Below are 22,603 nucleotides of genomic sequence, written 5' to 3' on the forward strand. Positions count from 1 at the left end.
GGGAGTCCACGCAATGACCACAGCAGCATCAGCCGCGCCCGCTCGCCCGGCCAAACGCCGCCGCGGCGGAGGCTCGTTCATCGGCACCTACGGCCTGCTCATCCTGGCCGTCTTGTTGTTCGTCGTGTTCGCGATCATGATGCCCGGCACGTTCCTCACCCGGAACAACCTGAACGCGATCCTGGGTGCCAACTCGATCCCCGCGATCCTCGCCCTGGGCGCGATGATCCCGATCGCCACCGGCAAATTCGACGTCTCGATCGGCTATGCCCTCGGCCTGGCGCACGTGTTGATGATGACCATGGTCGTCAGCGGCGTGCAGTGGATTCTCGCTGCGCTGATCGTGCTGGTGCTGCTCACCGTGGTCGGCATCGTCAACGGGCTGCTGGTCGAGCTCGGCAAGATCGACTCCTTCGTCGCCACGCTGGGCACCGGGTCGGTGCTCTATGCGATCACCGGCGCCATCACCAACGGTGCCCGGGTGGTGCCGACCGGCGACGGCCTGCCCTACGGCTTCACCGACCTGTACGACTCGAAATTCATCGGCATCCCGGTCGCGGCCTGGTACGTCACGGTGATCGCGGTGATCCTGTGGCTGGTGCTCGAGCGGCTTCCGTTGGGCCGCTACTTCTACGTGCTCGGCTCCAACCAGCGCGCCGCCGACCTGATCGGCCTGCCCAGCCAGCGCTACTCGGTCTACGCCTTCGCCTCCTGCTCGTTCCTGGTCGGGGTGGCCGGAGTGCTGCTGGCCTCGCAGCAGCAGATCGGCAACCCGTCGGTGGGCTCGGAGTACATGCTGCCCGCGTTCGTCGCAGCTTTGCTCGGCTCGACCGTGATCAAGCCCGGACGACCCAACGCCGGCGGCACCATCGTCGCGGTGGTCACCTTGGCCATCGGCCTGGCCGGCATCGGTCAGTTGGGTGCGAACTTCTGGGTGAACCCGCTGTTCAACGGCATCACGCTGCTGATCGCGGTCGGCCTGGCCGGCTGGAGCGCCCGCCGCAAGATTCTCGCCGGCATCGCGGCCAATAAGGCCGTCGACACCACCCCGGCGGCACCTGCCCCCGACCCGTCGGCCAACCCCGACAAGCCCGTTTCCTGATCGCTCGCCACCTGCCTGAAAGGTTCACCATGGCATCACCATTCCGCCGACCGCTGGCCGCCGGCTGCGCTTTGCTTGTCGGCGCATCGCTCGTCCTGGCCGGCTGCGAGCGAGGTTCCGACGCGTTGCGGGCCTCGGCCCAGGCCACCAACACCGCGGCATCGGCCTGCCCGGACGTCGTTGCCGCGGCTCGTGCCGCGGTCGACAAGGCGACCGCCAAGGACCAGCCCTGGGACGGCCCCAGCACCGGCCCGAAGGCCACCACCGGCAAGACCATCGTCTACGTCGCCCAGTCGATGCAGAACCCGGGCGTCGCCGGCGTGGCCGCCGGCCTGACCGACGCCAGCGCCGCGATCGGCTGGACGCTGAAGGTGATCGACGGCCAAGGCTCCCCGTCGGGCATTCAGAACGCCTTCAACCAGGCGCTCACCCTCAACCCCGACGGCATCATCCTCGGGGGCTTCGACCCGAAGACCACCGACAGTCAGGTTCGCCAGGCCAACGCGGCAAAGATCCCGCTGGTCGGGTGGCAGGCGCTCGCCACCCCCGGGCCCAGCGACGAGCCGAAGCTGTTCAGCAACGTCACCACCAAGGTCGAGGACGTCGCCAAGATCAGCGCGCAGTTCGTGATCGCTCAGTCCAACGGGGACGCCGGGGTGGTGATCTTCACCGACTCGTCGATCCCGTTTGCCGAAGGCAAGAGCCAGATGATCCAGAAGGAGCTGCAGACCTGTTCGTCGGTCGAGGTGCTGAAATACGCCAACATCCCGATCGCCGACGTCGCCAACCGGATGCCGACCGAGACCAGCGCACTGCTGAGCAGCCTGGGCGATAAGTGGACCTACTCGGTGGCGATCAACGACGTCTACTTCGAGAACGCCACTGCGGCCTTCCGGCAGTCCGGTCGCACGGCGGCAACCGCGCCGGTCAACGTGGGTGCCGGTGACGGCGACGCCGCGGCGCTGACCCGGATTCGCAACGGTGACTTCCAGTCCGCGACCGTGCCGTCCCCGCTGCGTTCCGAGGGCTGGCAGATCGTCGACGAGTTGAACCGGGCCTTTGCCGGCGAGAAGGCCTCCGGCTACGTCCCGCAGATTCACGTGTCGACCAAGGAGAACGCGTCGGACGCGAATTACTGGGATCCGACCGGCTACCAAGAGGCTTACAAGGCCATCTGGGGCAAGTAGTCACCCGCCGCGAAACGCCGCCTCCGTTCTTCGGAGGCGGCGTTTCGTGAACGAGTGTGCAAGCGCCCGTGCACCCTTTCGCGGGCGCCCATTGTTCGGCAGAGTGGACCCTGCGCCATGGCGGCGCCGGCCGTGGCCGGGGGACTGCGGCGCCCATGTTCAAAGGGAGTGCTCAATGAAGAAGCTCATCAATGATCCGGCTGATGTGGTGCCCGAGACCCTGAAGGGTTTCGCGGCGGCCCACGCCGACCTCGTGACCGTCCATTTCGACCCCGACTACGTGGTGCGTGCCGATGCGCCAGTTCGTGGCAAGGTCGGGCTGGTGTCGGGCGGCGGGTCGGGCCATGAGCCGTTGCACGCCGGTTTCGTGGGCGTCGGCATGCTCGACGCGGCGGTGCCGGGCGCGGTGTTCACCTCGCCCACCCCCGACCCGATTCTGGAGGCCACCAAGGCCGTCGACGGCGGCGCGGGCGTGCTGCACATCGTGAAGAACTACACCGGCGACGTGCTGAACTTCGAGACCGCCGCCGAGCTGGCCGAGATGGAAGACATCACGGTCAAGGCGGTCGTGGTCAACGACGACGTCGCGGTCGAGGACTCCACCTGGACGGCCGGGCGTCGCGGCGTCGCGGGCACCGTGCTGGTGGAGAAGATCGCCGGAGCCGCCGCCGAGCGGGGCGACGACCTCGACGCGGTGGTCGCCGTGGCCGAGAAGGTGATCGGTCAGGTGCGCTCCATGGGCGTGGCGCTGACCGCCTGCACGGTGCCGCATGCCGGCAAGCCGTCGTTCGACCTGGGCGACGACGAGATCGAGATGGGCGTCGGCATTCACGGCGAGCCGGGTCGCTCGCGTCAGCCGCTGGTGTCGGCCAACGAGATCACCGACCAGTTGGTGGACGCGATTCTGGCCGACCTGAAGCTTGAGGGCGGCGAGGTGTTGTTGTTCGTCAACGGCATGGGCGGCACGCCCGAGTCTGAGTTGTACATCGTCTACGGGCATGCCCGGGCGCGCCTGGAGGCGGCGGGATTGACGGTCAGCCGGTCGCTGGTCGGCAACTACATCACGTCGCTGGAGATGCAGGGCTGCTCGGTCACGGTGCTCAAGCTCGACGATGAGCTCACCACGCTGTGGGACGCCCCGGTGCACACGGTGGCGCTCACCAGGGGCGTCTGAATGAGGACTCTCGATGTCGAATGGGCGAAGGACTGGATGCGCCGGTCGTCGGCCACACTGACCGAGCACCGGATGGAGTTGATCGATCTCGACCGGGCCATCGGCGACGGCGATCACGGCGAGAACATGGCGCGCGGCTTCGCGGTGGTGGCGCAGCGTATCGACGAGACCCCGCCCGACGATGTCGCCGGAGTGTTCAAGCTGGTGGCCCAGACCCTGATGGCGAAGGTGGGCGGAGCTGCCGGGCCGTTGTACGGCACGGCGTTCATGCGGGCCGCCAAGGCCTCCGAGGGCGACCTCGACGCGGCCTGGGTCGGCACCCTGTGCGAGGCCGCGCTCGACGGCATCGTGGCCAGGGGCAAGGCGACCACCGGCGAGAAGACCATGGTCGACGCCTGGACGCCCGCGATCGCGGCGGCCAAGGCCGCGGCGGACGCGGGCCGCTCCCCCGCGCAGACCCTGCGCGCCGCCGCCGCAGCCGCCGCTGAGGGGGCCGAGGCGACGATTCCGCTGCGGGCCACCAAGGGCCGGGCCTCGTACCTGGGGGAGCGGTCGATCGGTCACAAAGACCCGGGGTCGACCTCCACCGCCTACCTGCTGGCCTGCGCGGCGGACGCCGCCGAGGCCGCTGAGAGCCGTGGCCGGTGAGCATCGCATTCGTGATCGTGTCGCACTCGGCCAAGCTCGCCCAGGGCGTGGTCGAACTGGCGCGGCAGATGGCCACCGATGTCGAGTTCCGCGCGGCCGGCGGCACCGCCGACGGCGGCATCGGCACGTCGTTCGACCTGATCTATGCCGCCGTCGACGAGCTCACCGGCTCGGGGCACCACGTCGCGGTGCTCACCGACCTGGGCTCGGCCGACATGACGGTCGAGGCGGTGCTCGAACTGTTCGACACCGAGGCGGTGCAGTTCTGCCCGGGGCCGTTGGTCGAGGGCGCGGTGGCTGCCGCGGTGACCGCGCAGGTGGGTGGCGACCTGGCCGCGGTGCGGAAGGCCGCCCAGGCGAAAGAGTTGTTTGCGGACTGAGACGAGTCACGCTCGACCGCCGATGACGGTGCGGACGTTGCATTCACCCGTAACACCGACTCAATAGAGTAGCCCCGAGGGGGTGAGCCTTGAGTCTGGACATGGTGCTGCTTGCTGGGGCAGGTGTGCTCTTGGCGGCACTGGGTGCGGCTCGGCTGTCGAGTTCGCTCGGCCTGCCCTCGCTGCTGTTGTTCCTGTTTCTCGGCGTGGGCGTGGGCCTGTGGGTCGAGTTCGACGACTACTCCATGGCTCACGATCTGGGCTTCGCTGCCCTGGTGCTGATTCTCGCCGAAGGCGGTTTCACCACCAAGTGGCGCGAGATGCGTCCGATCCTCAGCCTGGCCGGGTTGCTGGCCACCGTCGGCATCTGCGCCTCGATCGCGGCCATGACCGTCTTCGGGCATTTCGTGCTGCACCTCGACCTGGCCACCTCGCTGTTGCTCGGGGCGATCACCGCGCCGACCGACTCGGCCGCGGTGTTCTCGGTGCTGCGCCGGGTGCCGATTCCGGGGCGGATTCGCGCAGTTCTCGAGGCCGAGTCGGGCCTGAACGACGCTCCGGTGGTGCTGCTGGTCACCGCGGCTACGGCATGGGCGATGGGCGAGACCACCGAGGGGCCGGCGCTGATTCTGGGCATGGTGGTGGTCGAACTGTTCGGCGGCCTGGCCGTCGGGCTGGCGATCGGGTGGGTGGGTGCCCGGGTGCTCACTCGCATCGCGCTGCCGGCCTCAGGGCTGTACCCATTGGGCGCCATGGGCTGGGCCCTGCTCGCCGAGGGAGCCGGCGCCTACCTGCACGTGTCGGGGTTCGCAGCCGTCTACATCTGCGCGGTGGTGCTGGGCAACAGCGACCTGCCGCACCGCAACGCCACCAAGTCGTTCGCCGAGGGCGTGGGCTGGGTGGCCCAGATCGGGTTGTTCGTGATGCTGGGCCTGCTCGCCCACCCGGAGCGGTTCGCGGCCGACGTGGTGGTTACCGGCGTGCTGGCCGGGCTGTTTCTCACCATGATCGCCCGGCCACTGTCGGTGTGGCTGTGTGCGGCCTGGTTCAAGGTGCCCTGGCGCGAGCAGGCCTTCTTGTCGTGGGCGGGCCTGCGCGGTGCGGTGCCGATCATCATGGCCACCGTGCCACTGGCCTCGGCGCTACCCCAGGCCAAGGACCTGTTCGACCTGGTGTTCGTGTTCGTCGTGGTCTACACCACGCTGCAGGCACCCACCCTGGGCTGGGTGGCCCGGGGGCTCGGCGTGACCACCGGCGATGACGCGGTCGACATCGAGGTCGAGGTGGCGCCGCTCGACAAGATTCAGGCCGACTTCATGCAGATCAAGGTGCCGGACGGCTCGAAGCTGCACGGCGTCACCGTGTTCGAGCTGCGGCTGCCGCCCAGCACCGTGGTGTCGCTGATCATTCGCGGGGGGACGCCGTTCGCGCCGGGTTCTCGTGACGTGATCCGGGCCGGCGACGAGTTGTTGGTGGTGGTGCCGTCGCGGCACCGCTACAAGGTCGAGAACCGGTTCAAGCAGATCAGCCGTGGCGGACGACTGTCGCGCTGGCGCGAGGATCGCCGGTGAGTGCCCAATCTCTCACTTCGTCGTGGTCGGCGTCGGCACCGGGCTGGCCGTCGCCGTGGTTTCCGAGGCGGGCAGCGCGGGCAGGCACACCGGGCCGTCGACCGTCACGTACTTCGGGGCAGTGGGCAGGAATCCCTGGTAGTCGTCGCCCAGCAGCACGTCGACGACGTGATCGACGCGTCCGTCACCCTCGGTTTTGGCGTTCTTGAAGAAACCGGCCACCAGCCTCACCTCGGGTGAGTCCTTGGCATTGCCCACGACGACGGTGCGTTCCATGCGCTGGTCGCTGTTGTTGACCTTGACGATGTAGAAGCCGACCGAGCGCAGGTTGGTGCTCACCCGCTTGGCCAGCCCACCGCGCAGCCCCGCATTCAAAGTGCGGACGGTCACCTGGTTCGGGGTCAGTTTGCCGCCCACATCGGTCATCACGCACGGCTCGGCGGGCCGGGCCGGAAGGGCCGCGGTGGCGTTCTTCAGCCCCCACCAGCCGCCGAAGGCGACCAGCGCCAGCAGCAGCACGAGCGTGACGGGCGTCTTGAACGCCCGAATTAGCTGCCGCAACGAACCGCTCCTCTGCTCCCTGAACCTCGAACCAGACTACTTGAGTTCGAGAACCCGGGCATGCATGGTCTGGCGCTGCTGCAGTGCGGCGCGCAACGCGCGGTGCAGGCCGTCCTCAAGGTAGTAGTCGCCGTTCCACAAGATGACGTGCGCAAACAGGTCGCCGTAGAACGTGGAGTCGTCTTCGAGCAACTGCTCCAGATCGAGAATGCGCTTGGTGGTGACCAGCTGGTCGAGCCGGATCTGCTGCGGAGCGATCGCCGCCCACTGCCGCTGCAGGTAGCCGTGCTCGGGGTAAGGGCGCTCTTCGCCGACTCGCTTGAAGATCACCGCCACAGTCTAGTGCGGCCCCTCGCCGTATGATCTGGGGCCATGGGTTCCCCGGACACCGCAGACATCATCAAGGGCTACACCTTCGCCACCGAGTCGATCGAGTTGGGGGTCCTGATTCACGACGGGCAGCCGGTGCCTCAGGCCACGATCGGCATCTCGTTATCGATGCTGAACCGGCACGGGCTGGTGGCCGGCGCCACCGGCACCGGCAAGACCAAGACCCTGCAATTGATGGCCGAACAGATCGCCCGGGCCGGCGTTTCGGTGTTCGCCGCCGACATCAAGGGCGACCTGTCGGGGCTGGCCCTGCCCGGCAAGTCGTCGGAGAAGCTGCTGGCCCGCACCTCGGCGATCGGCCAGCAGTGGCAGCCGCATGGCTGCCCGGTGGAGTTCTACGCGCTCGGTGGCCAGGGCCACGGGGTGCCCCTGCGGGCCAGCATCAGCTCGTTCGGGCCGATTCTGCTCAGCAAGGTTCTCGGGTTGAACGAGACCCAGGAGTCGACGCTGGGCCTGGTGTTTCACTTCTGCGACACCCAGGGGCTGCCGCTGCTCGACCTGGAGGACCTGCGCTCGGTACTCGCCTACCTGACCTCACCCGAGGGCAAGGGTGACCTGAAGCAACTGGGCGGGGTGTCACCGGCCACCGCGGGGGTGATTCTGCGTTCGCTGGTCACGCTGCAGACCCAGGGTGCCGACGAGTTCTTCGGCGAGCCCGAGTTCGACACCCGTGACCTGATTCGCACCACCGCCGACGGCCAAGGCGTGATCTCGCTGCTGGAGCTACCCAACCTGCAGGACCGTCCGGCGATCTTCTCGACCTTCTTGATGTGGCTGCTCGCCGACCTGTTTCATGACCTGCCCGAGGTCGGCGATGTCGACAAGCCCAAGCTGGTGTTCTTCTTCGACGAGGCGCACCTGCTGTTCGCCGACGCGTCCAAGGCCTTTCTGCAGGCGATCGCGCAGACCGTCCGGCTGATCAGGAGCAAGGGGGTGGGCATCTTCTTCGTGACCCAGACCCCCAAGGACGTGCCCGATGACGTGCTGGCCCAGCTCGGCTCGCGGGTGCAGCACCAGTTGCGGGCCCACACCCCCAACGACGCCAAGGCGCTGAAGGCCACGGTGGCGACCTACCCGAACTCGGCCTACGACCTCACCGAGGTGTTGCAGAGCCTGGGCATCGGCGAGGCGATCGTCACTGTGCTCAACCCGAACGGCGCACCCACCCCGGTGGCGTGGACCCGGATGCGGGCACCCGAGGCCTCGATGGACCCGATGGAGGCCTCGATGATGGCCGGCGGCATCGCCCAGTCGGCGATGATGAGCAAGTACGGCCACGACATCAACCGCGACTCGGCCTACGAAATGCTCACCCGCAAGCTGGAACAGGGCCGGGCGGCGGCCGAGGCCGAGGCTCAGCGGGCCGAGCAGGCCAAGGCCGACGCAGCCGCGGCCAAGGAACGCGACCGGCAGGCGCCCAGCCGTCCGGCGGCCAAGAGCGGGGTCGAGAAGGTGCTCAGTTCACCGGCGTTCTGGAACAAGGTGATCACCGTGGGTGGCCAGATCGCGCGGGGAATGATGGGGACGGGCCGGAAGCGCTGAGCGGCTCTCGCCGCCCAGTGCGGTCAGGGCTTCGTCCAACCGTCGGTGGGTGGACGCCTTCTTCGCTGCGCCCCGGACTGTTCAGTGGGGAAGACCCTTCATGGCACCCTGAGGCGAGCCTTACCATGAGGGGTGCCGCGAGCTGCGTGGCACGAACCAGCGAGTCCTCCACTGTCGCAGTGTCTCGCCGGCACAGCCGGGATGACCAGACAGGAGGGGCGCTATGGGCGACCGCATGGGGCTCTACCAGCCCGCGACAGAGCACAGTGCGTGCGGGGTCGGGTTCATCACGCGCAAGGACGGCACCCAGAACCACGAGGTGATCGCGCTCGGCGAGCAGGCGCTGTGTGCGATCCCGCACCGCGGCGGCATGTCGGCCGAAGGCGTCGGCGACGGGGCCGGGGTGAGCATCGACCTGTCGGTCGACTTCTTCAGCGTCCTGGCCGGGCAGCGCCTGGAGCGCGGCCACTTCGGCGTCGGCAACTTCTTCATGCCCGACGACCGGGCGCAGTGGGGTAGGGCGCGGGAGTTGATCGGCGCCGCGCTGGCCGAGGCGGGGCTGGCCACGTTGGTCGTCCGCGACGTGCCGGTCGACGACACCGCGCTGCGTCCGCGGGCGCTGCGGTACCAGTTGCCGATCGTGCAGTGGGTGTTCCGGCTCGCCGACCCCGGCGACGGCGACCAGCGGGAGCGCGTCGACCGGGCCGCGAACGCGGCACTGCTGGCCATCGAAGCCGAGGCGTACACCGACCCGGCGCTGGCCGGGCTGTACCCGCTGTCGCTCAGCGCCCGCACCCAGGTGCTCAAGGGCCGGCTCAACGCCGGCGAGGTGATCGCCTACTTCGCCGACTTGCGTCACCCCGCCCAGGCCGTGCGGTCGCTGTATTTTCACACCAGGTTCTCGACCAACACCGAGCCGCACCCGACGATGGCGCAGCCGTTCCGGCTGATGGCCCACAACGGCGAACTCAACACCGACCGCAAGAACCGGATCTCGGACGAGACTTTGGCGATCACCCGGCAGCGCCGGATCGTCCGGCCGCCCGGGCAGTCCGACTCGGGCCGGCTCGACCAGACCCTGCAGAGCCGGGTGTTCGACGACGGTCTCGACCTGGTCGAGGCGGTGGTGTCGCTGATGCCGCCGGCCTGGGAGAACGACGCCACCCTCAGCGGTGAGGTCCGCGACATGTTCGAGTACTTCTCGCTGTACGAAGAGAAGAACGACGGACCGGCGGCGCTCATCTTCAGCGACGGCGACGTGATCGGCGCCCGGCTCGACCGGCTGGGGCTGCGTCCGTTGCGCACCGCCGAGACCGACGACTACCTGGTGGTGTCGTCGGAGGCCGGGCAGGTGCGCTTCGCCGACGAGGCGGTGACCCACCGCGGCCGGATCGAAGCCGGCGGCATGCTCTACCACGATCACCGGTTGGGCCGGACGTTCCGCACCCGGGAGGCTCTCGAGCGGCTCGCCGCCGGGCGTGACTACGCCGCTCTGCTGGACGACGCCCGGGTCGACGTGGCCGCGCTGCCGGCGCCGGCCTTCGCCCGTGGCAACACCACGCTGGGCTACACCGGAGACCTCAGCCTGGCCGGCCGCTACGTCGCCTATTCGCTCAACCAGGAGAGCTTCCGGTTCATGATGGACCCGATGCTTGCCGACGCCTCGGAGCGGATCACCGCGATGGGCTACGGCAACGCCATCAACGCCCTATCTGACCAGGAGGGCGGCATGGCGAAGTACTTCTCGCAGCGCTTCGCCCAGGTCACCAACCCGCCGCTCGACTCGCTGCGCGAGGCCGACGGCATGAGCCTGCGGGTCGCGCTGGGCGCCAAACCGGACGGCGGCGAACAGCGCCGCAAACAACTGGTGCTGGCCTCGCCGATTCTCGCCCACCTCGACATGGTGCAGTTGCGGGAGCAGCAGCTCGTCCCGCTGCGCCGCTTCGACCTGCTCTTCGAACCGCACCCGGCCGACGCTGAGCGCAACGCGGCGTCCGTGGTCGCCGCACTCGACGAGCTGTGCGACGCGGTCGCGGCGTTCGCCCGCGACCAGGGCGGGATCGCGGTGCTCACCGACCGGGAGATCTCGACCACCCGGGCGGCGCTGCCGCTGCTGCTGGGGATCGCGGCAGTCAATCAGCGACTGATCGATGAGGGCCTGCGACTGCGGGTGTCGCTGGTCGCCGAGAGCGGGCAATTGCCGTCGTCGCACCACATCGCCTCGGCGCTGGGCTTCGGTGCGTCCGCGGTGTACAGCCTCAGTGCCCGGCTGCGGGCTGAGGAGAAGTACCCGTCGGCGTCGGCACCGGCCGGCGAGCAGACCGAGACCGACCGTGCCTTCGCCCGGTTTCGCAAGGCCGCCGAGAAGGCGCTCGGCAAGACCATGGGCCGGGTCGGGCTGTGCACCGTCGAGAGCTACATCGGCGGCGAGTTCTTCGAACCCAACTATCTCGACACCACCGATGAGGTGCTGGCCCGGTGCTTTCCGCACATGGCGGCGCCGGTCGGCGGGGTCGGCTTCACCCGGATCGCGCAGGCCGCTGCCGAGTGGCACGCCCGCGGCTGCGTGGTGGGAGCCGAGTCGCAGGTGCCGCTGCTCGGCCTGTTCAAGGAGCGCTCCGAAGGCGCCGGGCACTCCTTCGGCACCACCGCGGTGCGCGGCTTCGCCGGCATGACCGAGGAGCCGCGGCGATTCGACGACGCTGCCGAGCCGGACCCGGCGGTCGTCACGCTGACCCTCGACCAGTTGGAGGGCGCCTTCGGGATCAGCGACGAGGCCTACGTCAACAACGGGCTGGGCGCACTCACCGCCGAACAGATCGACAGCTTTCGGATCACCCCCGGCTACCGCGAGTTCGTGGCCGCCACACGGGCCGAGCGGGCCCGGCGGCCCTCGGCGCTGCGCGACGTGCTGGCCCTGCCGGCCGACGTCGCCGGGCTGCACACGGCGGCCGATCTCGAGCACGAGCTGGCCCGGTTCTCGATCGACGGCAACGCCAGCATTTTCGTGCGCGGGCTGGCTACCGAAGCATGGGGGGAGGATCGCTACCTGATCCGGTTCACCGACGTCACCGGCGGCGATCCCGAGCGCTACACCGCGTTCGCCGAGTTCCTGACCCGCAACGACCCCGACGGTGTGCTCGACTCCCGGATCGGGGCCGAGGGCCTCGAGGTTCAGGTGCGCGGCGAGACGGCCGCCTTCCTGGCCCTGCTCGCCCCGGCACCGGTGAGCATTCCGCTGGACGACGTCCAGCCGGCCCACCAGATCACCCGCACGCTGGCCTCGGGTGCGATGAGCCACGGTGCGCTGGTCGCCACCGCGCACGAGGCGGTCGCGCACGGCACCAACATGGTGGGCGGCATGTCGAACTGCGGTGAGGGCGGCGAGCACCTGTCCCGCTACGGCACCATCCGCGGCTCCCGGATCAAGCAGTTCGCGTCCGGCCGGTTCGGCATCTGGGCCGGCTACCTGGCCGACCCGATGCTCGAAGAGCTGGAGATCAAGATCGGCCAGGGCGCCAAGCCGGGTGAGGGCGGTCAGCTGCCGGCGGCCAAGGTGACCGTCGAGATCGCTGCGGCACGGGGCGGCACGCCGGGCGTCGAGCTGATCTCGCCCCCGCCGCATCACGACACCTACTCGATCGAGGACCTGGCGCAGCTGATCCACGACTGCAAGGCGGCCCGGGTGCGGGTGATCGTCAAGCTGGTGTCGTCCGAAGGCATCGGCACCATCGCGGTCGGGGTCGCCAAAGCGGGCGCCGACGTGATCAACGTCGCCGGCAACACCGGCGGCACCGGCGCGGCGGCGGTGACCAGCCTGAAGTACGCCGGCCGGTCCGCCGAGATCGGCGTCGCCGAGGTGCATCAGGCGCTGGTCGCCAACGGGCTGCGGGACAAGATCGTGCTGCGCTGTTCCGGCGCGCATCAGACCGGGCGTGACGTGGTGATGTCGGCGCTGCTGGGTGGTGACAGCTTCGAGTTCGGCACCACCGCGCTGATGATGCTCAAGTGCGTGATGGCGAAGAACTGCAACATCAAATGTCCCGCCGGGCTCACCACCAACCCCGAGGTCTTCGACGGTGACCCGCGGGCCCTGGCCCAGTACCTGCTGAACGTCGCCCACGACGTCCGGGAGTTGCTGGCCCGGCTTGGGCTGCGCTCGCTGCGCGAGGCCCGGGGACGCTCCGACCTGGCCCAGTTGCTCGACCATCCGGCCAGCGTCGGACGCCTCGACGTGCGCGCCATGCTGGCCCGGGTGCCGCAACGCACCGTCGACGACCCGGTCTACCTGGAGAAGAGCTACGCGGTCGACGACGCCCTGATTGACCTGGTCAGAGCCGCATTGATCGATCGCGCCGAGCCGAGCGTCGAACTGGACGCCGGCCGGCTGGGCAACAGCGACAAGTCGGTGGGCGGGCAGCTCTCGATCGACATCGAGCGGATGCTCAACCACGAACTGGACGCGGCGACGCTGGCCGGCCTGCCGTCGGTGTTCACCGACGAGCGTGGCCGCAGCTACCTCGACGAGGGCGCCGTCCGAATTCGCACCAGCGGGTCGGCGGGGCAGTCGTTCGGAGCCTTCTGCAACGACGGCGTCGAACTGGTGCACACCGGCACCGCCAACGACGGGGTCGGCAAGAGCCAGTGCGGCGGACGGATCGTGGTCTGTACGCCGGGCGGCGGCAGCGCCGAGGCGGGCGGCAACGTGCTGATCGGCAACTTCGCGCTGTTCGGCGCCACCGGCGGCCGCACCTTCGTGCAGGGCGAGGCCGGGGACCGGTTCGCCGTCCGCAACTCGGGCGCCACCGCGGTGGTCGAGGGCATCGGTGACTTCGGTTGCGAATACATGACCAACGGCGCGGTGCTCAACCTCGGCTCGGCCGGCAAAGGCCTGGGCAACGGGATGAGCGGCGGCTTCCTCTACCAGTACGACCCGGACGGCACGGTGCGCAGCCGGGTCAGCGAAGACTCGCTGCTGGTCTTCGGCCTCAACGACCACGAGCACGGCGACTTTCACGCCGAGGCGGCGCGGCTGCTGCTCGGTTGGCACCGGGACGCGACGGGGTCGCCGCTGGCCACGCGCCTGCTGGACGACTGGGAGAACACCCGGCGGCAGATCTTCTGCGGCATGCCGCGGGCGCTGCTGCTCACGCAGGACGCTGACGCGATTCTGGCCAGCTCGTCTCGCAAGCACCTGCTGGACGAGCTGGCCACCTCGGTGGCCACCGAGCAGGTGCGCACGCTCAAGCGGCACTTTCGCGACGGGCGCCCGGTGCTGAACGGACGCGTCCCGGCCGGTGAGGCCGACGACATGTTCGGCCTGCTGTCGTCGTACACGGTGTTCTCGATCGCCCAGCGGATCGCCCAGCAGCGCGGTGGGGCCGAGGCCCGCACGCTGATCCTGACCGAGGACTTTTTCGTGATGCAGAGGGTGATGAAGTACCTGCGCGAGCGGCTCGATCCGCTCAGCGATGGTGAGCTGGCCACCTTGATCTCGGCCCGGCGGCTGACCGATTACACCCGCTCGCTGGAGCTGCGCAACGTGCGCGGCATGGACGCGCCCGGCACCTACGGCTGGATCCTGCACCAGCAGGCCCGCAACGAGGCCCGCACCGACCGGGCCCGGTTCGACCGGCTGCTGGCCGAGGCGGCCCTGGACGATCTGGCCACGGACGCCGTCCGCAGCCTGGAGCGGACGGCATCATGACCCAACTCACCCTCGACGCCCCGTTCAGCCCCGGTCAGCGGGCCTGGCTGGACGGCTTCTTCGCCGGCCTGCTCGCGGTGAAACGCGACGAGGGCGGTTCGCCCGCGGCCGCCACCGTGACCTTCGACGTGCTCTACGGCAGCCAGACCGGGTGCGGCGAACTACTCGCCGAGGATCTGGTGAGTGCCGCGCAGGCCCGCGGCATGGCCCCCACGGTGCGAGCGCTGGACGACGTCTCGGTCGACGAGCTGACCCAGATGGAGCGCGTGCTGGTGATCACCTCGACCTATGGCGACGGTGAGATGCCCGATAACGCCGCCCTGTTCTGGGACGAGTTCTCGGCCGAGACCGCACCCCGGCTGGAGGACGTCCGGTTCGCGGTGCTGGCGCTGGGCGACACCGCCTACGACGACTTCTGCCAGGCCGGCAAGCTGATCGACCTGCGCTTCGAACAGCTCGGCGCCGCCCGGCTGCTGCCCCGGGTGGACTGCGACACCGACTACGAGGAGCCCGCCGCGGCCTGGACCGCGCAGGTGCTCGACCTGTTGGGCGCCGAGGTGGCTGGTGCCGGCGCGGCACCGGTTGCGCCGGCAACGCCCGCCGCCGGACGCGCCCGCGAGCGTTCGCGGTGGAACCGTAAATCGCCGTTCCCGACCCATCTGGTGGCCAACCGGCTGCTGTCGGGGCCGGGCAGCGCCAAGGAGATCCGGCACTTCGAGATCGCGCTGGCCGACAGCGGCATCGAGTACCACGCCGGCGACGCGCTGGCCGTCGTCCCGATCAACGACGCCGCGCTGGCCGATCTGCTGCTGCAGAAGCTGGGCCTCGACCCCGAGACCGCGGTCGGTGAGTCGACCCTGGCTGCGCAACTGGCGAGCGGTTGGGAGATCGCCACGCCGTCGAAGGACCTGCTGGCATTGCTGGCCGAGCGGGCACCGGGCAGCGAACTCGGCGAGCTGGTGGTGCGGGCCGATCGTGACGCGCTGGACTCGTGGCTGTGGGGCAAGGACACCCTCGACCTGCTGCATCTGTTGCCCGAAGTGAAGCTCGACATTGACGACTTGGCCCGGGTGTTCCGGCCGTTGCAGCATCGGGCCTACTCGATCTCGTCCAGCCCGCTGCACAGCCCGGACCGGATTCACCTGACCGTGGCGGCCGTCCGGCACGGCGGGCCGCGGGTGCACCACGGGGTGTGCTCCACGTTCCTGTCCGATCGGGCTGAGGACGCCGAGTTCGGCATCTTCCCGCAGCCGAACGCGGCGTTCCGGCTGCCCGCAGACGACTCTGCACCGGTGATCATGATCGGCCCGGGCACCGGCATCGCGCCGTTCCGCGGCTTTCTGCAGGAGCGGGCCGCGCGCGGGGCGTCCGGACGCAACTGGCTGTTCTTCGGTGACCAGCACCGGGCCGACGACTTCATCTACGCCGACGAGATCGAGGACTATCAGGCCCGCGGGGTGCTCACCCGGCTCGATCTGGCCTTCTCGCGCGATCAGGCGCAGAAGATCTACGTGCAGACCCGGATGCTCCAGCAGGGGGCCGAGTTCTACGCGTGGCTTGAGGACGGCGGGTACGTCTACGTCTGCGGCGACGCGTCCCGGATGGCCCGCGACGTCGACCGGGCGCTGATCGAGTTGATCGCGGCGCAGCGGGGCCAAGGCGACGACGACGCGGCCGACTATGTCGCCTCGCTGAAGCGTGACAAGCGCTACCTCAGGGACGTGTACTGAGCCCAAGGAGGCGGTGCTCGCGGTGAGCTGTTCACTGTGCTGCCGACGCCCGTTCACCGAGTGATCGACCAAGGGATCGACGATGGCAACCTGACGCGCTTAGCTTGCTGTGCGGTGAGCGGATACGCCCGCCATTCTCGACCAGGAAGGCGCTTCATGGCCCTCATCACCTCCCCCCGGAACCCGCGATCGCGACGACTCCTCACCGCGACCATCGTCGTGGGTGCGTCGGTCGCACTGCTCGCTCCGATCGGTGCCACGCCCGCTCAGGCGTCCGACCCGTTTGACAGCGACACCCGACCCGACCTGGTTCCCGCGCTGAGTAACTACAGTTCGCTGTGGCAGACCTCAGGCGTGAACAACCTGCACGGCACCGTCAAGGACGGCCCGACATTGCAGTGGAACGACCGGGTGACCAGTTGGATCAACCAGCACGCCACCAAGAGCCAGCAGTTCCGGGCGCTGCAGAACGCCGCCTACCTGAGCTCGGACGGCAGCGGCTACGACCAGTCGGTCTCGATTGCGGACGGTCTGGGCCGAAGCCTCGGCGCGCTGTACGTGAAGGGCCGGATCGACGGGGCCCTGCCCAAGGTCAGCGCGCTGATCAACAGCTCGACCGGCACCACCGGCGCTTACATCAGCACCTCCAGCGCGAAGGCCGCCTTCAGCTACCCGCGTCCGTTCCTCAACGTCGACCCGACGGCGTCGAAGGTGGAGGGCGACACCGACGCCTGTGCCCCGAGCAAGGTGAACGGCTCGTCACTGGCAGCGATTCGCAAGGGCAAGAAGTGGGCCGATGCCACCGGCAACCTGACGATCACCCGGGTGCCTGCCACCGTCGACACAACGCACGAGTTCGCCACCACCGACGTCACCCTCGACCCGATCTACGGCGAGGCCGGGCTGTGCACCGGCGGTTCGTACCCGAGCGGGCACACCGCGACGGCCTACCAGGCCGGCATCACCTTGGCGACGCTGCTGCCCGAGCTGGCTCCGCAGATTCTGGCCCGCGCCTCGGAGGCGGGCAACAACCGGATCGTGCTCGGCGTGCACTATGCACTCGACATCGTCGGAGGCCGGATCTCGGGTCAGGTGGCCTTGGCGACCCGCTGGTCTGATGCGAGGTTCCGCAAAGAGGTGCTGGCGCCCGCCCGTAACGAATTGGTCAGCTACCTCGAGTCGGCCTGCGGTGCCAGCCTCGCCACCTGCATTGCCAAGGACACCCCGTATGCGAACAACCCCTACGGCGGCGCGAAGATCCCCGGCGGCACCGCGCAGAAAGTGACCGACCGTGCCTCGGCGCTGAAGGTGTACACCGAGCGGCTCTCCTACGGTTTCGACCCGGTGTCGTCGACCCGGCTGTCGCCGTCGGTGCCGAAGGGTGCCGAGGCGCTGCTGCGAACCACGTTCCCGACGCTGACCAATAAGCAGCGCCGGTCGGTGCTGGCCCAGACCGAGATCGCCTCCGGGCACCCGCTGGACACCACGATCAGCAGCCGGATCGGCACCGCCCCCGGCTCGTGGCAGCGGCTCAACCTGGCCGCGGCCATGTCGGCGACCGTTCAGGTGCGAGCCGACGGCAGCGTCAGGGTGCTGAAGGTCGGTGGCAAGGCGACGGTGAAGCCGCGCAGGAAGTGAATCCTGGCTGAGTGAGAGGGGCCCGGCGTTCGAGGGGACGCCGGGCCCCTGTGCGTCTGCACGCCAAAGGGGTCTCGACCAGGAGGCGAACCCGACGCAATTTGAGAATAAGAATGAGTGTCATTAGGATTCCTGGCGTTGAAGGGGGTACTCATGGGGCACGCCGTACACGTCCGCGGCCTGAGTGTGCACACCTCGGCCGGAGCGCGGCTGGTCGATGACATTTCGTTCACGCTCCACGAGGCCGAACGGGTGGCTCTGGTCGGGGCGTCCGGGTCGGGCAAGTCGCTGACGGCGGCCGCGGTGCTGGGCACGCTCCCGGTGACCCTGAATGCCTGCGGTTCGATCAGGGTGTGCGGCTGCGACGTCCGGCCGGGGCGGTTGCCCCGCTCACGCGTGGGCGTCGCCGCCGTGCACCAGGATCCGAGCACGGCGCTCAACCCACTGGTGCGGATCGGCGATCAACTCGACTTGGTGCTGCGCGCCCACGGCACCCGCGCCGCGGTGGCCACCACGGTGGCCACCGGGCTGCTGCAGGACGTTGGCTTCGACGACCCCGAGACGCTGCTGCGGCGCTACCCGGCCGAACTCTCCGGAGGGCAGCGCCAGCGGGTCTGCCTCGCGATCGCACTGGCCGGCCGGCCCCGTCTGCTGATCGCCGACGAACCCACCACCGCCCTCGACGTGGACACCCAGGAGCAGGTGCTGGACGCCATCGAACGGGTTCGGCAGCGGCACGGCACCGCGCTGATGCTGATCACCCACGACCGCCGGGTGGCCGCGACCCGCACCGATCGGGCGATCCGGATGGCCCAGGGCCGGTTGGTCGACGAGGCCGTGGAGGCCGACGTATGAGTGAGCTGCTGGCCGATGATCTGTCCTTCGCCTTTCCGCCTCGGCCCGGGTCGCCGTCCGGGCATCGGGTATTCGACGGGGTCAGCCTGCGGGTGCGCAGCGGTGAGCGGGTGGGCCTGGTCGGACGCTCGGGCTGCGGGAAGTCCACCCTGTTGCGGATTCTGCTCGGTCTGGCCGCGCCGGATGCCGGGGAGGTCCGCTTCGACGGCGAGCCGGTCCGTCCCGGGTCGTTGCGCTCGCTGCGCGATTACCGGCGGCAGGTCCAGTTGATCCCGCAGGATCCGGCCGCCTCGCTGGTGCCGCGGCTCAGCGCCGAACGCAATGTGCTGGTGGGGCTGGTTCGGCTGCGGGCACCCGAACCGCGCCTCGAGACGGCCCGCTGGGCACTGGAGCGGGTCGGGCTCGACGAGCGGTTCTGGGCCCGCCGTCCGCACGAGCTGTCCGGCGGGCAGGCGCAACGCGTCGCCGTCGCCCGCGCCCTGGCGTTGCGGCCCGCGGTGGTGCTCGCCGACGAACCGGTCAGCGGGCTGGATCACGAACTGCGCGACCAGGTGCTCGACCTGCTGCACGAGCTCAGCCTGGGCGCCGACGCGTTGGGCGTCCTGTTCGTCTCGCACGATCCGGAGGCGGTCGCCCGGCTCTGTGACCGCACCCTGCTTCTCGCCGACGGCCGGCTCAGCGAGCCGTCCGCCCTTGCCACCCACTGAAAGGACGTCATGACCGACCACAGAACCGCCGTTGCCCACCGCAACCGACGGCGCCCGCTGACCCGGCTGCTGGCCGGGGCCACCGGCCTGGCCTGCCTGAGTCTCTTGGGCGGCTGCTTCGCCGCGGCGCCCGCGCAACCGGCCAGCCAAGGCACCGGCCAGCGGATCGCGCTCGCTATGCTGCAGCCGCCGCGCTCCGGCCTGACCCCGCTCAGCGACGACGCCTTCAAGCTCTCCCGCTGGGCGACCGCCGAAACCCTGATCATGCTGGACGCCAACGGCGAGGCGCAGCCAGGGCTGGCCACCCAATGGGAGCAGGCCTCGCCGAAAACCTGGGTGTTCACCATTCGCCAGGGCGTGAAATTCCACGACGGCACCGACCTGACCCCCGAGCGGGTGGCGGCCTCGCTGACCGCTGCCACCAAGGCCAGCCCCAAGCCACGCATCCTGGACGGCGTCACGCTGACGATCAGTCATGACGCGACCACGGTGACCATCGGCACCGCCGAACCCGACCCGCTGGTGCCGCAGCGCCTGTCCAGCCCGCAGTTGGTGATCTTGGCAGCCAAGGCCTACCAGGGCAAGGCGGTGTCGCCGGTCGGCACCGGCACCGGGCCGTTCGAACTGACCGCCGTCAACGGCACCAGCGGCGCCACCCTGCAGCGTTTCGACGGCTACTGGGGCGACAAGGCTCTCGCCTCGGGCGTCGACGTCAGCTTCGTCCCCGACGGCGCCGCCCGCGCCGCGGCCTTGCGCACCGGAACCGCGCAGGTGGTCGAGGCCGTCCCGGTCGGGCAGGCCGCCAGCATCGAGGCGAACTTGATCCATGAGGTGCCGATGCCGCGCACCAACACCCTCTACCTGAACACCAAGAAGGGGCCGTTCGCCGACCCGGCGGTGCGTGCCGCCGCCCGTGCCGCGATCGACCGGGCCCGGCTGGTGCAGGACGTCTACGAGGGCCGCGCCGACATCGCCGAGGGTTTGCTCGGGCCGGCACTGCCCTGGATGGCCGGTGAGCGAGACGCCGCCTACACCGCGCTGCGCGACGAGCACCGCAAGCAGCCGGCCACGATCGACAAGGTGAAGATCACCCTCGGCACCTTCACCGACCGGGCCGAACTGCCCGAGGTCGCCGTCCTGCTCGAACAGCAATTGGAGGCGGTCGGCTTCGAGGTGACCCAGGACGTCCGCGAGTACCAGTACATCGAGGCCGACGCCCTCGACGGCGACTTCGACGCGTTCATCCTGTCTCGGGCGACCGTGCTCGACTCGGGCGACCCGGTCGCCTACCTGTACTCGGACTTCGCCTGCGAGGGCTCGTTCAACATCGCCCAGTTCTGCGACAAGGAGGTGGACGCCGCGCTGAAGGTGGCCGCTCAGGCGCCGGCCGGCCAGGAGCGCCGGGCTGCCATCGCCACGGTCGAGGCGCTGGTCCTCGGCAACGACGCGGCCGTCCCGATGTTGCACGAACGGGTGATCCAGGGTGAGGCGGCCGGCGTCACGGGGGTCGAGCGCGATCCGCGCGAGCGGGCGCTGATCACCGCGAAATCCACCCTCGACGCGTGAGCGAGGTCACGACTCGCGCCCGGCCCCGCACCGCCGCACCGGTGTCGCGGGCGCTGGGTTCGTGGCTGGCGGGGCCGGGGGCGGTCGCCCTGTCGCGGGTGGCCGCAATCCTGGCGCTGGTGGTGTTCCTCGGCCTGCTGCCGTGGCTGTCGGGCAACGGTGCGGAGTACACGATTCTGCGGGCCCGCTACGCCGACCTGGAGGCCACTGCGGAGAACCTGGCCATGGTGCGCGGCGAACTCGGGCTTGACCGCGGGCCGGTGGTGATCTTCGCCGACTGGCTGGGCGGGCTGCTGCGCGGCGACGCCGGTGACTCGTGGATCACCGGCACGCCGGTGCTGCCCGGCGTGTTGTCGGCGCTCGGCGTCTCGCTCACCCTGATGCTGTTCGCGCTGGCCGTGGCGGTGGTGATCGCCTCGCTGATCAGCCTGCCGGCGCTGCTGGCCGGCGTCGGTGGGGTGCCGCGCCGGGACGCGGGTGCGGTGGCGGCCATGCTCACCGCGCTGCCCGAGTTCGTGCTGGCCGCGCTGCTGCTGCTGGCCGGCGCGGTCTGGCTGGGCTGGTTCCCGCCGTACGGCTGGAACGGCCCGCTGTATGCCGTGCTGCCGGCGTTCGCCCTCGGCCTGCCGGCCGGCGGCCTGATCGGACGGCTGGTCTCGGACGCCGTCGCCGACGCTGCTGCCGAACGCTGGGTGACCACCTGGACCCTGGCCGGCCTGAGCCGGGTGCGGGTGGCCGGCGGTATCGTCCGGCGGGCGCTGCCTTCGGTGCTCGGTCAGGTCGGTCTGGTGCTGGTCGGGCTGACCGGGGGAGCGGTCGCCGTCGAAGAGGTCTTCGCCATCCCCGGTCTGGGCCGGGCCACCCTGGGCGCGGCCAGTTCGCAGGACCTGCCCGCGCTGCAAGCCGGTGTGCTGGCCCTGGTGCTGGTCGCGGTGCTGGCCGGCATCGTGGTCGAGATCGCCCGGCGGCTGCTGCTCGGCGGTTCGCTGCGGGCCGGCGCGATGGGTGTCGCAGCGGCGCCGACGGCGACGTCGCGGGCCGTGAAGTGGGTGCCGATCGCCGGCTCGGCGCTGGTGCTGACCGTGGTCGCACTCGGCTTGCCGCGCGACCCGTACGGTTCCGCCTACCACCGGCTGCAGCCCCCCTCGTGGTCGCCCTGGCTGCCGTTCGGCGCGGACGCCAGCGGACGCGACCTGCTGGCCCGGGTGGCCCACGGTGCGCTCACCACGGTCGGGACGGCGGTCGCGGTCACCCTGGCCTGCCTGGTGATCGGCCTGGTGATCGGCATGGTGCCACGGCTTTCGATCGGGCCGATCGAGGTGACCAACGCCGCGCCGCCGGTGATCGCGGGGCTGCTGGTGGCCGCGGTGTGGGGGCCGTCGGTATTCGGCGCGGCGATCGCGGTCGCCGCGGTGAGCTGGGCGCCGCTTGCCGCGCACACCTCGGCGCTGCTGCAGGAGGAGCGGGCCAAGCCCTACGTGGCGCTGCTGCCGGTGCTGGGGGTCGGGCGCACCCGGATGCTGTGGCAGCACCTGCTGCCGGCCGTCTGGTGGCCGGTCCTCCGGCACGCCATGGTGCGGCTGCCGGGCATCGCGCTGGCGCTGGCGTCCCTGGGCTTCCTCGGCCTGGGCCCCCGCCAGCCCACCCCGGAATGGGGCCTGGTGGTCAGCGAGGGCATCGGCTACCTGGAGCGCGCTCCGTGGGCCGTGCTGGCACCCACCGCGGCACTGGTGCTGACGGCGATGATCGCCGTCGGGCTGGCTGCCGGCCGGGACTGACCCCGCAACGCCGGCGGGCCGCCCCGAATGGGACGGCCCGCCGGTTCGCCGCCAAAGCGGCTTGCTG

At 70.0% G+C, this 22,603-nt stretch carries 16 protein-coding genes; 14 read left to right on the forward strand and 2 right to left on the reverse strand.

Features of this window, described 5'->3' with window-relative positions; all coding sequences use genetic code 11:
• Positions 1-13: 13 nt before the first annotated feature.
• From QM721_RS02530 to QM721_RS02555, 6 genes are all read left to right on the forward strand, one after another.
• Positions 14-1,102 carry an ABC transporter permease gene (locus tag QM721_RS02530; protein ID WP_415118666.1) on the forward strand — a complete coding sequence of 363 codons (1,089 nt, stop codon included), beginning with the start codon at positions 14-16 and terminating at the stop codon, positions 1,100-1,102.
• A 29-nt stretch (positions 1,103-1,131) separates the two neighbouring features.
• The gene (locus QM721_RS02535) at positions 1,132-2,289 is read left to right on the forward strand and encodes a substrate-binding domain-containing protein (RefSeq protein ID WP_415118668.1); all 1,158 of its coding nucleotides are present in this window, start codon (positions 1,132-1,134) and stop codon (positions 2,287-2,289) included.
• 175 nt (positions 2,290-2,464) lie between these two features.
• The gene (gene dhaK, locus QM721_RS02540) at positions 2,465-3,463 is read left to right on the forward strand and encodes a dihydroxyacetone kinase subunit DhaK (protein ID WP_415118670.1); all 999 of its coding nucleotides are present in this window, start codon (positions 2,465-2,467) and stop codon (positions 3,461-3,463) included.
• Positions 3,464-4,111 (forward strand): dihydroxyacetone kinase subunit DhaL, encoded by a 648-nt coding sequence (gene dhaL, locus QM721_RS02545; RefSeq protein ID WP_415118672.1) that lies wholly within the window; start codon positions 3,464-3,466, stop codon positions 4,109-4,111. It begins immediately after the preceding gene.
• The gene (dhaM, locus tag QM721_RS02550; protein WP_415118674.1) at positions 4,108-4,491 is read left to right on the forward strand and encodes a dihydroxyacetone kinase phosphoryl donor subunit DhaM; all 384 of its coding nucleotides are present in this window, start codon (positions 4,108-4,110) and stop codon (positions 4,489-4,491) included. Before dhaL ends, dhaM begins: the two co-directional genes overlap by 4 nt.
• 101 nt (positions 4,492-4,592) lie before the next feature.
• Entirely contained in the window at positions 4,593-6,062 is a 1,470-nt protein-coding gene (locus QM721_RS02555) for a potassium/proton antiporter (protein WP_415120092.1), read from the forward strand.
• 12 nt (positions 6,063-6,074) lie between these two features.
• Here the strand turns inward: QM721_RS02555 and QM721_RS02560 are convergent, their stop codons facing one another.
• Together QM721_RS02560 and QM721_RS02565 are read right to left on the reverse strand one after the other, a co-directional pair.
• Complete coding sequence (locus tag QM721_RS02560) at positions 6,075-6,623, reverse strand: LytR C-terminal domain-containing protein (protein ID WP_415118676.1); 549 nt, start codon at positions 6,621-6,623, stop codon at positions 6,075-6,077.
• 36 nt (positions 6,624-6,659) lie between these two features.
• The gene (locus QM721_RS02565; RefSeq protein ID WP_415118678.1) at positions 6,660-6,953 is read right to left on the reverse strand and encodes a type II toxin-antitoxin system VapB family antitoxin; all 294 of its coding nucleotides are present in this window, start codon (positions 6,951-6,953) and stop codon (positions 6,660-6,662) included.
• A 42-nt stretch (positions 6,954-6,995) separates the two neighbouring features.
• Here QM721_RS02565 and QM721_RS02570 point away from each other — a divergent pair, with 42 nt between their 5' ends.
• The 8 genes from QM721_RS02570 to QM721_RS02605 all read left to right on the forward strand — a co-directional run bounded on the left by QM721_RS02570 (position 6,996) and on the right by QM721_RS02605 (position 22,536).
• Positions 6,996-8,555 (forward strand): helicase HerA-like domain-containing protein, encoded by a 1,560-nt coding sequence (locus QM721_RS02570; RefSeq protein WP_415118679.1) that lies wholly within the window; start codon positions 6,996-6,998, stop codon positions 8,553-8,555.
• Positions 8,556-8,778: 223 nt separating this feature from the next.
• Positions 8,779-14,262, forward strand: a complete 5,484-nt coding sequence (locus QM721_RS02575; RefSeq protein WP_415118680.1) for a glutamate synthase-related protein — start codon at positions 8,779-8,781, stop codon at positions 14,260-14,262.
• Positions 14,259-15,992, forward strand: a complete 1,734-nt coding sequence (locus QM721_RS02580) for a sulfite reductase flavoprotein subunit alpha (protein WP_415118682.1) — start codon at positions 14,259-14,261, stop codon at positions 15,990-15,992. Before QM721_RS02575 ends, QM721_RS02580 begins: the two co-directional genes overlap by 4 nt.
• Positions 15,993-16,148: 156 nt before the next feature.
• Positions 16,149-17,630, forward strand: coding sequence for a phosphatase PAP2 family protein (locus tag QM721_RS02585; protein WP_415118684.1), 1,482 nt, complete (start codon positions 16,149-16,151; stop codon positions 17,628-17,630).
• Between the two features lie 153 nt (positions 17,631-17,783).
• Positions 17,784-18,485 (forward strand): dipeptide/oligopeptide/nickel ABC transporter ATP-binding protein, encoded by a 702-nt coding sequence (locus tag QM721_RS02590; RefSeq protein WP_415118686.1) that lies wholly within the window; start codon positions 17,784-17,786, stop codon positions 18,483-18,485.
• Positions 18,482-19,192: an ABC transporter ATP-binding protein gene (locus QM721_RS02595; protein ID WP_415118688.1), complete on the forward strand. Its 711-nt coding sequence runs from the start codon at positions 18,482-18,484 to the stop codon at positions 19,190-19,192. The genes QM721_RS02590 and QM721_RS02595 overlap by 4 nt, the downstream gene beginning before the upstream one ends.
• A 9-nt stretch (positions 19,193-19,201) precedes the next feature.
• Positions 19,202-20,758, forward strand: a complete 1,557-nt coding sequence (locus QM721_RS02600) for an ABC transporter substrate-binding protein (protein WP_415118690.1) — start codon at positions 19,202-19,204, stop codon at positions 20,756-20,758.
• Positions 20,755-22,536, forward strand: coding sequence for an ABC transporter permease subunit (locus tag QM721_RS02605; RefSeq protein WP_415118692.1), 1,782 nt, complete (start codon positions 20,755-20,757; stop codon positions 22,534-22,536). Before QM721_RS02600 ends, QM721_RS02605 begins: the two co-directional genes overlap by 4 nt.
• Positions 22,537-22,603 lie beyond the last annotated feature (67 nt).

It is taken from the genome of Micropruina sp. (genome assembly GCF_047602085.1).
Classification (GTDB): domain Bacteria; phylum Actinomycetota; class Actinomycetes; order Propionibacteriales; family Propionibacteriaceae; genus Micropruina.

Excerpts from the sequence above, each read along its gene's own strand:
- QM721_RS02530 (WP_415118666.1), top strand. The coding sequence starts at position 14 with ATGACCACAGCAGCATCAGCCGCGCCCGCTCGCCCGGCCAAACGCCGC.
- QM721_RS02535 (WP_415118668.1), top strand. The coding sequence starts at position 1,132 with ATGGCATCACCATTCCGCCGACCGCTGGCCGCCGGCTGCGCTTTGCTT.
- dhaK (WP_415118670.1), top strand. The coding sequence starts at position 2,465 with ATGAAGAAGCTCATCAATGATCCGGCTGATGTGGTGCCCGAGACCCTG.
- dhaL (WP_415118672.1), top strand. The coding sequence starts at position 3,464 with ATGAGGACTCTCGATGTCGAATGGGCGAAGGACTGGATGCGCCGGTCG.
- QM721_RS02555 (WP_415120092.1), top strand. The coding sequence starts at position 4,593 with ATGGTGCTGCTTGCTGGGGCAGGTGTGCTCTTGGCGGCACTGGGTGCG.
- QM721_RS02570 (WP_415118679.1), top strand. The coding sequence starts at position 6,996 with ATGGGTTCCCCGGACACCGCAGACATCATCAAGGGCTACACCTTCGCC.
- QM721_RS02575 (WP_415118680.1), top strand. The coding sequence starts at position 8,779 with ATGGGCGACCGCATGGGGCTCTACCAGCCCGCGACAGAGCACAGTGCG.
- QM721_RS02580 (WP_415118682.1), top strand. The coding sequence starts at position 14,259 with ATGACCCAACTCACCCTCGACGCCCCGTTCAGCCCCGGTCAGCGGGCC.
- QM721_RS02585 (WP_415118684.1), top strand. The coding sequence starts at position 16,149 with ATGGCCCTCATCACCTCCCCCCGGAACCCGCGATCGCGACGACTCCTC.
- QM721_RS02590 (WP_415118686.1), top strand. The coding sequence starts at position 17,784 with ATGGGGCACGCCGTACACGTCCGCGGCCTGAGTGTGCACACCTCGGCC.
- QM721_RS02595 (WP_415118688.1), top strand. The coding sequence starts at position 18,482 with ATGAGTGAGCTGCTGGCCGATGATCTGTCCTTCGCCTTTCCGCCTCGG.
- QM721_RS02600 (WP_415118690.1), top strand. The coding sequence starts at position 19,202 with ATGACCGACCACAGAACCGCCGTTGCCCACCGCAACCGACGGCGCCCG.